Annotated in this window: 20 protein-coding genes; 11 read left to right on the top strand and 9 right to left on the bottom strand. The window is 38.2% G+C overall.

Annotated features, from left to right (window positions below; translation table 11 throughout):
- Window positions 1–63: 63 nt before the first annotated feature.
- A complete protein-coding gene (locus AC1RJ8_RS13460) occupies window positions 64–381 on the bottom strand; it encodes a DUF6660 family protein (protein WP_492954252.1) in 318 nt (105 codons plus the stop codon).
- A gap of 167 nt (window positions 382–548) precedes the next feature.
- On the opposite strand from AC1RJ8_RS13460, the gene AC1RJ8_RS13455 reads away from it, so the two are divergent.
- Window positions 549–971 carry an SMI1/KNR4 family protein gene (locus AC1RJ8_RS13455; protein ID WP_492954251.1) on the top strand — a complete coding sequence of 141 codons (423 nt, stop codon included), beginning with the start codon at window positions 549–551 and terminating at the stop codon, window positions 969–971.
- Window positions 972–1235: 264 nt separating this feature from the next.
- Here the strand turns inward: AC1RJ8_RS13455 and AC1RJ8_RS13450 are convergent, their stop codons facing one another.
- Entirely contained in the window at window positions 1236–2111 is an 876-nt protein-coding gene (locus tag AC1RJ8_RS13450) for an alpha/beta fold hydrolase (protein WP_492954250.1), read from the bottom strand.
- 553 nt (window positions 2112–2664) lie between these two features.
- Here AC1RJ8_RS13450 and AC1RJ8_RS13445 point away from each other — a divergent pair.
- Together AC1RJ8_RS13445 and AC1RJ8_RS13440 are read left to right on the top strand one after the other, a co-directional pair.
- Window positions 2665–2916 carry a hypothetical protein gene (locus AC1RJ8_RS13445; RefSeq protein ID WP_492954249.1) on the top strand — a complete coding sequence of 84 codons (252 nt, stop codon included), beginning with the start codon at window positions 2665–2667 and terminating at the stop codon, window positions 2914–2916.
- A gap of 73 nt (window positions 2917–2989) precedes the next feature.
- The gene (locus AC1RJ8_RS13440) at window positions 2990–3160 is read left to right on the top strand and encodes a quinol oxidase subunit 4 (RefSeq protein WP_477580423.1); all 171 of its coding nucleotides are present in this window, start codon (window positions 2990–2992) and stop codon (window positions 3158–3160) included.
- 51 nt (window positions 3161–3211) lie between these two features.
- Here AC1RJ8_RS13440 and AC1RJ8_RS13435 read toward each other — a convergent pair whose 3' ends face one another.
- Window positions 3212–3718 carry a hypothetical protein gene (locus AC1RJ8_RS13435; protein ID WP_492954248.1) on the bottom strand — a complete coding sequence of 169 codons (507 nt, stop codon included), beginning with the start codon at window positions 3716–3718 and terminating at the stop codon, window positions 3212–3214.
- A gap of 31 nt (window positions 3719–3749) precedes the next feature.
- Window positions 3750–4547, bottom strand: coding sequence for a DUF4382 domain-containing protein (locus AC1RJ8_RS13430; RefSeq protein WP_492954247.1), 798 nt, complete (start codon window positions 4545–4547; stop codon window positions 3750–3752).
- 194 nt (window positions 4548–4741) lie between these two features.
- On the opposite strand from AC1RJ8_RS13430, the gene AC1RJ8_RS13425 reads away from it, so the two are divergent.
- Genes AC1RJ8_RS13425 through AC1RJ8_RS13410 form a run of 4 tightly spaced genes read left to right on the top strand, consistent with a single transcriptional unit; the run spans window position 4742 to window position 7883 of the window.
- Window positions 4742–5029: a hypothetical protein gene (locus AC1RJ8_RS13425; protein ID WP_492954246.1), complete on the top strand. Its 288-nt coding sequence runs from the start codon at window positions 4742–4744 to the stop codon at window positions 5027–5029.
- Window positions 5030–5033: 4 nt separating this feature from the next.
- The gene (locus tag AC1RJ8_RS13420; RefSeq protein WP_492954245.1) at window positions 5034–5885 is read left to right on the top strand and encodes a hypothetical protein; all 852 of its coding nucleotides are present in this window, start codon (window positions 5034–5036) and stop codon (window positions 5883–5885) included.
- Between the two features lie 5 nt (window positions 5886–5890).
- A complete protein-coding gene (locus AC1RJ8_RS13415) occupies window positions 5891–6565 on the top strand; it encodes a response regulator transcription factor (protein WP_492954244.1) in 675 nt (224 codons plus the stop codon).
- On the top strand, window positions 6501–7883 hold the full coding sequence (locus AC1RJ8_RS13410) for a sensor histidine kinase (protein WP_492954243.1): 1383 nt from the start codon (window positions 6501–6503) through the stop codon (window positions 7881–7883). The genes AC1RJ8_RS13415 and AC1RJ8_RS13410 overlap by 65 nt, the downstream gene beginning before the upstream one ends.
- Window positions 7884–7968: 85 nt before the next feature.
- Here the strand turns inward: AC1RJ8_RS13410 and AC1RJ8_RS13405 are convergent, their stop codons facing one another.
- On the bottom strand, window positions 7969–8355 hold the full coding sequence (locus tag AC1RJ8_RS13405; protein WP_492954242.1) for a hypothetical protein: 387 nt from the start codon (window positions 8353–8355) through the stop codon (window positions 7969–7971).
- A 159-nt stretch (window positions 8356–8514) separates the two neighbouring features.
- Here AC1RJ8_RS13405 and AC1RJ8_RS13400 point away from each other — a divergent pair, with 159 nt between their 5' ends.
- Complete coding sequence (locus AC1RJ8_RS13400; RefSeq protein WP_492954241.1) at window positions 8515–8808, top strand: DUF6597 domain-containing transcriptional factor; 294 nt, start codon at window positions 8515–8517, stop codon at window positions 8806–8808.
- A 96-nt stretch (window positions 8809–8904) separates the two neighbouring features.
- On the opposite strand, the gene AC1RJ8_RS13395 is transcribed toward AC1RJ8_RS13400, so the two are convergent.
- Both AC1RJ8_RS13395 and AC1RJ8_RS13390 read right to left on the bottom strand, forming a co-directional pair.
- Complete coding sequence (locus AC1RJ8_RS13395) at window positions 8905–9636, bottom strand: DUF3667 domain-containing protein (protein WP_492954240.1); 732 nt, start codon at window positions 9634–9636, stop codon at window positions 8905–8907.
- A 5-nt stretch (window positions 9637–9641) separates the two neighbouring features.
- Window positions 9642–9890 carry a hypothetical protein gene (locus tag AC1RJ8_RS13390; RefSeq protein ID WP_492954239.1) on the bottom strand — a complete coding sequence of 83 codons (249 nt, stop codon included), beginning with the start codon at window positions 9888–9890 and terminating at the stop codon, window positions 9642–9644.
- 85 nt (window positions 9891–9975) lie between these two features.
- Here AC1RJ8_RS13390 and AC1RJ8_RS13385 point away from each other — a divergent pair, with 85 nt between their 5' ends.
- Entirely contained in the window at window positions 9976–10734 is a 759-nt protein-coding gene (locus AC1RJ8_RS13385) for a response regulator transcription factor (RefSeq protein ID WP_492954238.1), read from the top strand.
- 74 nt (window positions 10735–10808) lie between these two features.
- Here the strand turns inward: AC1RJ8_RS13385 and AC1RJ8_RS13380 are convergent, their stop codons facing one another.
- On the bottom strand, window positions 10809–11549 hold the full coding sequence (locus tag AC1RJ8_RS13380; protein WP_492954237.1) for an SDR family NAD(P)-dependent oxidoreductase: 741 nt from the start codon (window positions 11547–11549) through the stop codon (window positions 10809–10811).
- A gap of 91 nt (window positions 11550–11640) precedes the next feature.
- Here AC1RJ8_RS13380 and AC1RJ8_RS13375 point away from each other — a divergent pair, with 91 nt between their 5' ends.
- Entirely contained in the window at window positions 11641–12033 is a 393-nt protein-coding gene (locus tag AC1RJ8_RS13375; RefSeq protein ID WP_492954236.1) for a winged helix-turn-helix transcriptional regulator, read from the top strand.
- Between the two features lie 188 nt (window positions 12034–12221).
- The gene (locus tag AC1RJ8_RS13370; protein ID WP_492954235.1) at window positions 12222–12680 is read left to right on the top strand and encodes a DinB family protein; all 459 of its coding nucleotides are present in this window, start codon (window positions 12222–12224) and stop codon (window positions 12678–12680) included.
- Window positions 12681–13018: 338 nt separating this feature from the next.
- On the opposite strand, the gene AC1RJ8_RS13365 is transcribed toward AC1RJ8_RS13370, so the two are convergent.
- Window positions 13019–13987: a helix-turn-helix transcriptional regulator gene (locus AC1RJ8_RS13365; protein ID WP_492954234.1), complete on the bottom strand. Its 969-nt coding sequence runs from the start codon at window positions 13985–13987 to the stop codon at window positions 13019–13021.
- Between the last annotated feature and the right edge of the window lie 4 nt (window positions 13988–13991).

Below are 13991 nucleotides of genomic sequence, written 5' to 3'. Positions count from 1 at the left end.
TGCAAAATTGTGCTTGTAAAAAAGCATGCTTTTCATGGAGAGCTCCATGAGATAAAAAATTGATTAAACGAGTTTAGGCGGTTGCCAAATATCAAGCGGTTGTTTTTTCAATGCAGAGCACTGGAAAACCGGGTATGGTTTCCGGAATACCGGAACAATCAGATCTGTTAACTTTTCGGTTGGAAAGTGTTGACCCACCGAGCAGCAGGCACAGCTGCAGAATGGCGGACAGGATTCTCCATGCATATGCTCAGCTTTTGCATCATCGCTATGCACAGTACTTTCCGTGTGAGACTTGGAAACCATATCTTCCTTATCCTGGCAGGGCATTAGGCCCAGAAGGATCAGATAAATGGAAAAAAGGAATACAAAGTTTTTCACCAAGGGCAAATGTAATGATTAATGTTTTTAATTCATAAGCCCGTTTTATTCTAATTCCTGTTTTGTTTTAGTGGTAAAAAAACCATCTGTCAATTTACTAATTGATGACCATTCCCGATGAAAATTAATATCTTGTGGAACTAAATTAACAATCATGCTCAATCCGTATGGAAAGATTTGAAGAAATACTAACAAAATATAATTTCACCAAACGGACCAACAAACCAAAGACCACTTTTGAGGAATCTGAAAAAACAATAAACTTCAAACTTCCTAACGATTATAAAACTTTTGCTTTAAATTATTCGGGACTTGAAGGTTTTATTGGGGAGCAATATGTTAGACTTTGGGACTTCGACGAAGTAATTGAAATGAATACCGACTATCAAATTTTCGAGCATTTACCGAACACATTAGCAATTGGAGGAAATGGTGGTGGAGAGTACATTGCAATAGAACAATTAAATGATAATAGTTTAAGAATTGTATTATCTCCCTTCCTAATCGAGGAAGAAGCACATATTGAAATAGGAATTTCCTTTACCGATTTTTTAGAGCGTTTAGAAAACCGAAAAGAGTGGTTTGAATAATTAAAACCCCGTGGCTATGTTGGTGGAGCCTGAAAAATTTGTTAGTCCGGATTTAAGTAGAACGGGGATACGGCGCTACGGCCTAGTTGGGCGGAAATAGCATCCGACATAAAACACTCATATCCAATTAATTAAGAAATAACATCAATAATAGTCTATCGAAGGGCCTGTTCCACAAGCGTTTCGACCACTTGTCTCGATTCAACGTGACAAATTCGAAAGGAAAATCACAACTTGTGACACAGGCTCTTCTTTTGGCTTATATTACTTTAAAAAATCATTTAGGTAAGCCGATATTGTTTTCGTCTGCATCATTAAGCTCACATGCCCCTGACCAGGAACAATGGCCAAATGCGATTTTGGCATCGCCCCCATATCGGCAAATTTGTCGCCGCCCAGTAATTGGTAGGTTTTACTCAACTCTACTTTATCCAGGCCATCATTATCTCCTGCGATGATTAATACGGGTGAAGTAATTTTCGCGATATTGGCGTCGCCCATATCGAATGTTGTTCCGGCAAAAACAATCATCTGTTCTATTAATTTTGTCCATTTTGTTTTGTCGGGCGCTACGGCATCATATGCCGTTTTCATCGGTGTATTTGCAAACATTTCAGGTTTCATATTTTTAAATGCACCTGCTATTTCAGGTCTCCAGCCAGTACTTTTATAAGTTGAAGAAATGATTACTAATTTTTTTACGCGTTTAGGACTTTGTATGGTCAACTTATAAGCTATAGAGCCACCCATACCGTACCCTACAACATCGGCACTGTCTACTTTTAAATGTTTCATTACACCTTCCACATCATCGGCCAGCACAGCCTGGTCTAATTTCCGGTCTGAAAAAGGTGTGTGCCCATGTCCCTGCAACTCGATGGCAATTACTTTTCTGGTTTTCGACAGTTCAGGTATTAATTCACCCCAGTTTGTTTCGATGGTCATAAAAGCACCATGCAGTAACACCAGTGGTTTACCCTCACCGTATACTTCGTAATAAACTTTAAGGCCGTTAACTGGTGCATAACCACTCTCGGCAGGTTTAAGTTGCTGCCCTTTTAATTGAGGTGCTACAAACATGATGATGGCGAGAAACAGTACTGATTTAAGCATATTACCTGTTTGGATTAGATTTTTCATAACGCTATTTAAATTTAGTTTGAACAATATTAACCATACAAATATGCAGTTCATTCAGCGCTTTAACGCGACGTAAAAACGACAACTTCGGTGGCGAATTGCGACATTGTAGATATGAGGGTTAATGCCAATATGCTTAGAAATTTGCAAATGCCCCAGCTAATGGTGTATTGGCATCCTAAGAGATAATTTATCGTATAAAAATCAATATAGATGACAGCGTATTTATATTGCAGCGATAGGCTGTGAGGAATCGTCATTCCCAACTTGATTGGGAACCACGGAGTGCTCATTAATGCCTCTGAAAAAAGGAAAACTTATGAATAATCGTAATGCAATAAGCTTTAAGAATCCCGCCTGCGCAGGAATGACGACCTTTCTTTTGGAATCTGTCAATATAGCTTGTCGAAGGATTTAGTTAAATAACCTTTTGATTAGACTCATTTTTCGATGAGCTTTTTTTATTGAACCTGATCTACCGCTTTTAGTAGTTGCAGCTATCGTGTATATTTGAGCATTAGCTACGAGTGATTACGTTCAAAAACCAGGCAAAATGACACCAAAAGAATTAACGGAATTAACAGATGAGGAGTTGCTGCAAGAAGCAAAAAAAAGGAAATCGGCAGCCATAACCAATGCAATATTAATTGGATTTCTGATCGGTGTTGTATTTTTCAGCGTGTTGAAAAACAGTTTGGGTTTTTTGACGCTCATCCCTTTATTTTTCATCTATAAATTGGCAAATAATTCGAAATATGATAACAAAGAATTAGAAAACCTTTTAAAAGAAAGAGGATTGAAATGAAGGACAGTGGCCAGGAGATCTCTTTTCATGATGAGCGGTCAGCAATTGGCACAGTTATCGCTTAGTCATGATTATGAAACAGATATATCTTATTGTAGCGTTATCGGTAATGCTGCTTACCAGTGCTTGTTATAGTACCAGAACTGCTGGTAATAGCGGAAAAGTTCCTCCAGGGCAAGCCAAAAAAGGAACAGGTTCAAAATCTGCCAGACCTTTTGCTCCGGGGCAACAAAAAAGAAATTAAAAAAGAAAACCCTCCAAATTTGGAGGGTTTCTTTCTTTATTACACAAACAACTAATGTTTTCCCTTACCGTTTCCATGGCCTTTGCCATTTCCGTTTCCTTTATTAAAATGCGGTGAGGGTTTTCCTTTATTGCCTTTATAAACTTTGGCATTACCCTTAGCCGATGAATATTTCTGGCCTTTGCTTTTTCCGATCGCCGCTTGGCCATGGTTGCCTTTAAATTTGGCATATTTTACTTTGTGGGTTTCGAAATAACGGTAAGGTTGAGGCGAGTTAATTACAACCTTGTAGCCATTATATAAATCATAGCCCCTATATCTCGGTGGAAGGGATGTGGTAAAAACCCAGCCTCCTGCACCCATATAAATAAACTGTTTTTTAGGCACATAATAATAGCTCTCAATATCGGGCAGGTAGTAATAATCTACATAATCGTAGCCAGTTGGACCCCATGCAGGCTGTGCACCTATGTTTATATTTACACTTACCTGGGCCTGAGCGTTAAAAGTAAGGCTGCTGCTTACTACAAGTAACAACAGCAAGAATAGCTTTTTCATCGTTTTAAATTTAGATATGAATAATGGGGTTTTACTGTCTTAAAGTAACCGTGCCCAACAATGTGTTTTGCCCTAAAGCCACTTTAACAGCAGTAATGGTACTATCTCTATAACCAACAACCGGTGCAAATTTAACCGAGTAGGTACCTGAAGATAAGCCACCTACAGTAAATTTACCGGTTAAAGGGTCGGCCACGGTACCTACAGTATCTGTACCAGCAATAACCAATACTTCAGGATGGCTTGCTAAAGGCAAAACAGTTCCCGAAATTAATCCGGTAGTTGCTGCTGCAATTCCGCGTACCACTGGTTTTAATAAGTATTTTCCGTTTCCGGTGCTTACGATAGATTTCGCCGCATCAAAGTCTAATAGTAATGTGTAAGCAGCGCCTTCAACCAATTCTGGATTAGCGGTTAATTTCACCTTCCAGCCAGATGTTTGCGCGCTCGGCGTTTTAAGTTCCTGCTGAACACCATTTACTACGATTGTATTTCCGGTTTCGTTAAGTACCAGTCTGATTTCGGTAATTTCTCCTGATGGCATTTCGCCCGAAGCAACCAAAATATCAGGATTACTGGTGCCGATCCTAAAATCAAGAATATCGAATATACCGGTACTTGCTGCAAATACATAAGGTTTATCGCCCGATACCAGTACAATCTCTTTTACACTTAAATTAATCTTATCGAAGTTGCCCGGGGCATCGGTCATTTTAATCTGAACTTTAGTTGTTCCCTGGCTTGATTCATTTTTTTTACATCCATAAAAGGCAGTCATCCCGATTACGACGAAGACGGCTAAAATGGTATTTACAAAATTTGTTTTCATAACTGTAGATTTTATTTAAAGTTTTACGCTTCAAAGTTGATGGCCGAAGATGAAAGCAACATGAAATTTAAAATTTATTTTTTTCATCTTAATTTCATGTTGCCAATCTACTTTTGAAATGTGAGCGCACCATGTATGGTGGTTTTTAGGTAGGGTTTACCTCTTAGGGGGTAAACTTTTTTTATATTTATAAAATGATCCGATTCGCCGTTATTTTTTGCCTGGCTTTTGCCCCCTTATCGGGTGTTTTTGCCGTGCAACAAGATTCTACCACTTTAGCTGTTTCAAACCCGCAGGAAGAACAAGTGATTAAAAAACAGGATAGAGAAAAAAAAGACAAACAGCCTGAAAATCAAAAACCAGAGCCACTACAGATTAAAGAAGTACCAAAAGCCAAAAGACAGGTAAAACCCATGGCCGTGAAGCCTAATGTAAAGGTAAAACCCATCAAGATTATTAAACCTAAGATTAAAAGGCCATAACTATATGCGCATCCGTCTCTTAATTTTCTTCTCATTTTTGGTCATATCGAATGTAAAGGCACAGCAGGATTCTACAAAAGCTACGCTTACACTTGCGGCCATGTACAATAGCAACATTAATTATTACGGACAGGTTACTCCTGAAAAATACCCGTATGTACTCTTTAATGCTACCTTACGGTTTCCAAGCGGTTTATATTTGTCGGGCGGTGGTTATAAGCTCTTAAACTATGGCTCAACCATTTCGGAAACAGATTTGGGCGTAGGTTACGATTATGATTTTAATGAAAAATTTACCGCTGGACTTGCCTATACCCATTCTTTTTTTCCGGCTAATTCTCCTTTGCTCCAGGCATCCAATAACAATAACATCAACGCATCGGCCGCCTACCAATGGCCCTGGTTTAAAACCGATCTTAGTCTCGATTTGGCCTTCGGAAAGCAAACTGATGGATTTATCAGTTTTAGCAATTCAAAAGACATCGAACTGGGAACAGTGTTCAACGAAAAGAATCTTATTTCAATTACGCCAGCCGTAGAGATTACAGCAGGTACCACTCATTTTTACGAAACCTATATCATCGAAAAAAACAAAAGGCAGAACTCGAATGGGAATGGAAAGGGAAAAAGTGACACCGCTCCCGGAATCGTTAACGGGAGTACCACCGAGGTAGTTGAAAACACAGTCAATCAGTTTAAGCTCTTGTCTTACAATTTTAAGTTACCTTTAAACTGGAGTAATGGGAATTTCCTTGCCGAAGCCAGTTATCAATTCTCCATACTTGGAAACAGAAAAGAAGAAAATGTAAAACACCAGCAGTCTTTCTTTGGTTTAGCAGTTTACTATCAATTTTAATCCGTATGAAGGTATTGATCATAGAAGATGAAAAAACGCTTGCCTTTGAAATGGAAAAGTTTCTTAAAAAGGCATTCTTCTTGTGCGATCTGGCCCATAGTTTTAAACAAGGTTCTAATAAGCTAGAGCTAAACCAATATGATTATGTGCTGATTGATTTAGGTTTGCCAGATGGCGATGGCTTTGAACTGCTCAGCAAGGCGAAAAAAAGCAATCCGGATGCGGCCTATATTATTCTTACGGCCAGAGGAAAATTAGAAGACCGCGTAGCGGGTTTAGATATGGGTGCAGACGATTATTTAGCGAAGCCTTTCTTTTTACCCGAACTCCAGTCGCGGATGCAGGCCATTGCCAGGCGAAAATTTAAAGTTGACGAAGCGTTAATTCCGCTCGGAAACTTTAACATCGATCTGCAAAAACGCTTGGTATTTTTTGAGGAGGAGCAGATTGAACTTTCGCGCAAAGAATTTGATCTTTTAAGCTACCTTCTACTGCATAAAAACAGGGTGCTTACCCGGATGCAATTGAGCGAACATATTTGGGGCAACTTTGTTGATGATGATTACGACTCGAACTACATTGATGCACACATTAAAAATATCAGGAAGAAATTAAATGTTTACGCCCCTACCGAATGGCTGGAAACCGTTAGAGGCGTTGGTTATAGAATTAAGAAGTAATTTGAAACTATCTACTAAACTTACTTTATTTATTACCGGATCTAAACTCGCCATTGTAGGTCTGTTTATTTTATTGCTCCCTTTTCTGATCGGGCAGGTTGCTTCTAACTACACCAACTTTTCGCTTAGAAACCAGCAGAAAAAAGTACTCCAAAACATCAACAAAAAGGGAATAGATTATTACTTCGAAGGAGATAACAGTTATGGTAGCTACACCATGCTGAAAGATGAATACATTGCACTCGAAACCGTAGCACAAACACTGAAATTAGATACCATACGCGATACCAAACGTATTGTAGAACAAGATACCATCGCCTATCGGGTACTGAGTTTTACCTTTCAAAAAAACCAAAAAAACTACCTCTTAGAAATCGGTAAAACCACTGCCAGCATTAACCTTTATAATGATGCGCTCCAACGCTTTGCTTTATACGTGCTCATCATTCTTATTGCCCTAAGTATTATTATAGACTTGATTTTTACCCGGCAGTTAATTAAACCACTTGGTCAGATTATCAAATTAAGGCTGACCAACAGTAGGTTTCCCTTTAAAAAGAAACACGGCCATATTAACACCAGTACTCAAGACTTTAAATACCTCGATCATTCGCTCATTTCTTTAATGGACCAGATTAACGAAGCTTTTGAAAAGGAGCGGGAATTTACGGCCAATGCCTCGCATGAGTTTATGACGCCCATTAGTATATTACAAAACAAGATGGAAAACCTGCTTACTGAAGAATCGGCATCCGAAGCAGTACAGGAACACATTGTGGATATGATGAAAACACTGGAGCGGTTAAAGAAAATATCGCGTTCGCTCCTACTCATTTCAAGAATAGAAAATGAGCAATTCTCCAAACAGGATGAGATAGAACCGCAAATACTCTTTAATGAAATAGTGGAAGAAATAGGCCATAGGCTCGAAGAAAAAAACATTCAGATCGACATCAAGCTTAGCCATAATAAGCGTTTACGCCATATCAATCATGATCTTTTGTTTCAGCTCTTTTATAACTTAATTAACAATGCCATTAAGTTTAACAAAGAAAATGGGCGTATACAGATTTCTGATCACCTTGAAAAAGGTTATTATTCCATTCAGGTTAGCGATAGTGGCCAAGGCATTAAAGCAGAAGATATACCACATGTATTTGATCGTTTTAAAAAAACAGGTCATGCCGAAAATGCGGGCTATGGCTTAGGACTTGCCATTGTAAAAAGCATAGCGAACTACCTTAACTTAAAGGTTCAGGTGAATTCAATACTGGGAGAAGGAACAAACTTCAAAGTGATTTTCGAAGTATTAGATTAAAAATATCATTTGTTACGTTTGATGTAGACTTCTACTGCAATGGTGACCATGACACAGATGGCAAGAAAAACTATTGTCCAAATCCTCATCGATTTTCCTTGATATATTCAAAATAAGCTTTTGCACTTGCTAAAAAATTCACCCTGTATAAAGCTAAAGAATAGATAATTAAACCGGTAAACAGGGGAATCTTGCGCTCAATTGCATTATCACTAAATATCGCTGGTATCAGGATCAACATACTTAAAGCAGTAAGTACAGTAAAAAGATTTCGAGCCCAACTATAGCCTTTAAAAACCAGGTAGAGCATCAGTACTGTTAGCATTAACCTAATAATTTGTACTACAAGTTTAGACTTATCTATGTGCCCCAAGGCCACGTGATAAGTTACCAATACATATATGCTGAACAAAAGCATACTTGCCAATGAGCGAAGAATATCGTTCCTGCCCTTTTTTTCAAATTCATCCATGAGAGGCGTCAGATTTTTTTCTGATAGGCGAATATAATCATTAGCCATCCTTTCAAGAAATCAGAAAGCGAAAATCCTTACGAAGTTTTAGCCAATTGAAAATAAGTGTAATAAGCACTATACATGCATGTTATACCCTCGAATATGTTGCCATTAAAAATGCATCATCAAGAATTCGAACCTCCAGAAGAGCTGCAGGATACGATAAAGTGTTTTTGGTACAACAGAAGAGTATCTGGAGCAGAACTATCAAGTTTTGAAGTTGTACCTGATAGTTACGCAGAGATCATTTTTCACTTTGGAAGCGAAACGCCTTGTAAAACATTTACGCAAGTCCTTCGACAGGCTCAGGATGACAATTATATTTATAGTACAGCCTTTTTCTTTGGCAATATTTCAACAGTTTATTCCATCTTAAGCCAGGTATACCCTTCTGCCTTGATTTTAAGTTGAATTTACTTGATGCATCTACCACATGGCTTGTTTTCTTTCCTGTTTCATCGGTTACAATCACATTACGGCTTATGCCTGCATAATACAAAGGAACGTTTAATGTTTCATCAATAAATCGATTGAAACGCCCAAAAATACCAACACAAAGCCAAATGTTAACATCCCTAAGCTATAAGCAATAATTGCTTTTAAGTAACTCGCCACTTTTTTCCCGTTAAAAAACTGAGCTATAGCCCATGTGCTATAAACTGCCACTATAACGCCCGAAACTTTCATGAAACTGATTTTACTAAGTCCTTCGGCAATCGCAAAAGCAGAAATGATTAACATGCCAATCCCCATAACAAAGCACAGTAGAATCAATATTTCGAAGAAGTTGTAGCTGTATTTTTTAAAAAACAGCTTTAACCACAAGGAAATGCAAACACCCATTAAAATATTGGCATAACCATAATGCCCCTGTACCCAATCGAAAATTAAACCAATGCTTGTTTTTTTTACTTCCTTAAATTCAACATAACCTTCTTCAATATGGAAGAAATGACTAATTATTGTATAGATTAACGAGCTAACGATGATAAATATAACTGGTTTTACCAATCTACTCCGGTTCTCGGTAATGAATGTTCTGATATTTTGGCCGGGCCTGATGAGCAGTTCTTTTACGGTAAACAATATTCCTTTTTCGAAATGTAGAATATGTTGTATTTCATGTAAGATGTAGTGCGCATCTACCCTTTTAACATGTACCGGCTGACCGCAATGACTGCAAAAGTTATCATTTACAACATGGCTGCAGTTTCTGCAACTTATTAGATCAGGATGCATACAACTTATTGATTAACATTTGGTGCATTGCGTAATCTGATCTCGTCATTTACCGATTTTAAAGAGCTGTAGATCGGCAACCAGGTAATGGGCAACACCATTGCTGGCACGAATAACACTAGTTTCGCCTTAAGAAAAAACAAGGTTAAGGAAATAAGCGCTCCAAATATGATAAATCCAATTAAGGCACCCTTTAACTTCGACCTGGTTTTATTCAATTCTGCCAGGCTTAATTCAGACCATTTTTTCATCATTCAAAATCTTTTCTATAAAGGTGGATACAAAAATATTTTCAAAGGCTACACTTTAGTGTAAATTTGCTATTAAGCCATCTCTTAAATGAAAGATACCATTACCTCCTCCCTGCTGACTAAAAATAAAGTTGAAAAAATATCAGCAGCAGATCTTCAGCAGCAAGATTACATGGAAGCTATAAAAGCTTTTGCGCGCTTAACCTATGAAAGTGTGTATGTGATCGATTACGAAAAAATGGCGTTTGAGTATGTTTCAGAAAATCCTTTATTTTTATGTGGTTATTTGCCTAGCGAAGTTTTGGATTTAGGCTATGAATTTTATTTTAAAAATGTACCTGAAAAAGATCTTGCATTATTGAGTCTGATTAACGAGGCGGGATTCGATTTTTTTGAAAAACTACCTGACGAAGAAAAAAAACACTATAGCATTACTTACGATTTTCATCTGATTAACCGGGAAGGTAAACCCACGTTGATTAACCATAAACTTACTCCCTTATTTTTAACTGGCGAAGGAAAGATGTGGAAAGCGATGTGTATTGTCTCCATTTCACAGCATCAGCAGGCCGGTAATATCTGTATTTACAAACAAGGTACCGATGATCTGTGGGCGTTAAATATCGAAAATAAAATCTGGCAGAAATCAGAGAAACCAAAACTCAGCAAGAGGGAAATCGAAATATTGCAATTGCACGCTCAAGGTTTAACCATTAACCAAATTGCCGAAAAAATATTTGTCGCTCCTGACACTGTAAAGTATTATAGGCGACGGATTTTTGAACGATTGGACGTGAGTAATATGGTTGAAGCACTTTCGCGTGCAGTTAATAGTAAGATGATTTAGTCTCATCCATTTTTTACAATATTTTGATCGGGAATTGCCCTCCCGACCAAAACCTGGCTTTATTGGCGATCGCTTTAAGCGTTCAACCCACCGTCGATTGTTAAAAACGAGCCAGTGATGTATCGGGCTTCTTCGCTTGCAATAAAACTTACAAATGATGCAATATCTTCTACCGTACCATAATCTGGCAAAGCCATGCGGGTTCTCAAGAAATCAGCCAATGGTGCATCTGCGGGATTCATATCAGTATTGATTGGTCCGGGCTGAATCAGGTTTACCGTAATTTTTCGGGCACCAAGATCGCGTGCTAAACCGCGTGTAAAACCCTGAAGTGCCGATTTGCTCATGGTATACAGAGTGGTTTCAGGACCAACAGCATTATCGCCCATGTTGCTGCCGATGGTAATGATCCGACCACCTTCGGGCATGCCTTTTACCGCAGCCAAAGCCGCCACAAAAACTGCTTGCACATTAACGGCCATAATTTCATTATAATCTTCAAGAGTATGTTCTTCAAAGGCTTTGCCAATGTAAATACCGGCATTATTGATCAGGATATCTATGTGGCCAAAATCGGCAATTGTTTTAGCCACTGCGCCAGTTACTTCAGCTGGTATTGTACTGCTTGCTTTTAATGCCACGGCAAGCCCACCGGCAGCTTCAACCTCAGTCACTACGGCCGAAGCTTTTTCTGGTGAATTTGCATATGTAAATACCACTTTTGCACCTTCGGCAGCTAATCTTTTTACAATCGCTGCACCTATGCCCCGGCTTCCTCCAGTTACCAACGCAATTTTATCTGTTAATTTTTTCATGTGTATTTTTAATTTTTCTGCTAAAGTAAAAGAGATACTTTACATTTGCAGGTAAGCAGCAAATTGTTAGGTACTAACAAAAAAGTAAGAAATGAGAAAAGAAACATCAACCAATGCTTTGAACGAAAAAATGATGATCGACAGCTGTGGCATGTCCTCATCGCTGGCGGTAATCGGCGGAAGGTGGAAACCCGCTATATTGTGTCGCCTTTCTTATGGTACCATGCGTTATGGCGAGCTTAAAAAAGACATTATTGGCATATCAGAACGGATGTTGGTGGCGCAATTAAGAGAGCTGGAGAAAGATCAGATTATTACCCGCGTTGTTTTTCCGGAAGTACCGCCAAGAGTAGAATACCGCCTTACCGATTTAGGCCGTACCATGAAACCAATGCTGGATGCGATGTCTGACTGGGGCAATATGTACCGCGAACACATCAACCAAACACAAGATTTATCTGCTACCGTATTACAAGACAAGTAAATGAAACTTGTGGTCTCTTTAAAACTGCAAATTTTATGACTTTTAAAGGTTAGTCTGCTTACCATATTCAAAAAAATAAACAGAAATTTTAATAAAAAACAACACCCTGTTTTTCGACTGACAAACAGCTGTCATAGGCCAGTCTTATTTTTGTTCTATTAAATTAATATAACAAGATGTCAGCAACTATGATTACTAAAAGCGAATTACTACAGCATTGGTTAGGCCACAGAAAACTAACCAGAAAAACCATTGAAAAATTTCCCGAAAAAGATTTGTTCGAATTTTCTATCGGCGGAATGAGGCCTTTTTCTTCATTAATTAAAGAGTTGTTATCGATTAATGTCCCTGGTTTAAAAGAAATGGTTACCAGAGAAACAGCACCTTTTAGTCATGATCTTCCACTGAATACCAAGGAAGATCTACTAACAAAATGGGATGAAGATACCCCCAAAATTGTGGAATACTTTAACCAGATCGCTGAAGATCAGCTGCACGAAACCATTAAATTATTCGGGCAATACGAGTTTTCGATCATTAGTCACCTCTTGTATTTCATTGATAACGAAATACACCACCGTGGGCAGGGCTTTGTGTATTTAAGGGCCTTAGGTATTGAGCCTCCATTTTTCTGGGACCGTTACTAAAAAAAGCAAGAGACTGTATCAAGGCTATTTCACCTCAGATGCTGTCATGTTGTCCAAAAGACTCCTACGGAGCGCTTATCGAAACACCTTACGAGGTATTTAAATAAATCCTTCGACAGGCTACCATTGACAGCGTCCAGTAGAGTGGTCGTCATTGCGAGCAGGAACGACGAAGCAATCTTTCCTGCTAGCCATCCTTGCTAGAAAGATTGCTTCGTCGGCTGAAAAAGCCTTCTCGCAATGACGATATTTTGAGACAATTTATCTCCATTAACATTTCCTGTCATTTATATTAATTTTTATAAAATAAATTATCCTTTAGAATGACAATTCTATATTTATGATATGGCCGCTTTGTTTTTTAATCTCTTCAAACCAGATTCCATTATCTCAACCAGTTCATTATTCAAATGGGCTGGTTCTATAATTTCCGCCACATCAACAAATTTAACAAACCAGCGCACAAAAGAAACTTCAGAAAGAGAACAGTCGAAATACATGACCACAAAATCATCCGAAATTTCTTCGCCTGTAAATCCGAAAATCTGTCGTTCCCAATATAGAAAATGGGCATACTTCCGGTCTACCCTAATTTCGACTTTCATCCTATTTTCAGATAGACTTTTATCCCTGAATTCGTTAATTGGAGGGTGTGCAATGGTGAAGCTTTCTTCGAGCATTAAAACTTTTTTAATCCTGTCTAATCTAAAATTGCGGTAATCTTTTCTTAAATGGCAATAGGCTAAAAGATACCAAAGACTGTGTTCGTAGAATACACCGATTGGTTCAACAGATCTGCCAACCGTATGAATATCACCACTTTTGAGGTAATCGATATGGGTTATCTTTTTCCTTAAGGTGCTGTTGAGTAAAACATCGATAATGTTGGGCAGATAATCCTTAGATTTTAAGTCGTTTTTAAGATGTATGGTATCTTCTAAATGCAGGAAATCTCTTTTTTGATTCACCTGAAAAGAGCTTTTTATTTTGATAAGTGCTGCCTCAAAATGTTTTTTAACAAATTGGGTTTCGTGTTTCTGCATCACTTTTTCGGCAACCATTAAACTGAGAATCTCTTCTTGACTAAACCTCGATGGCTGCAGCCTAAACCCTTCCATAATCGAATAGCCAGATCCTAATTCATTTACGATCGGAATACCGGCAATCTCCAGGGCTTTTAAATCCCTGTAAATCGTTCTTAAACTGATTTCGAACCGCTTTTGTAATTCATCTGTAGTGACTACGGATTTAGATTGCAATAGAAAAAATATCTGTAGTATCCGGTCAAATCTTTTGGTAATATCCATTTTA

It is taken from the genome of Pedobacter sp. GW822-FHT03F06 (assembly GCF_058801365.1).
The sequence above is the reverse complement of the archived record's forward strand: the minus strand, read 5'-3'. Positions and strand labels throughout refer to the sequence as shown.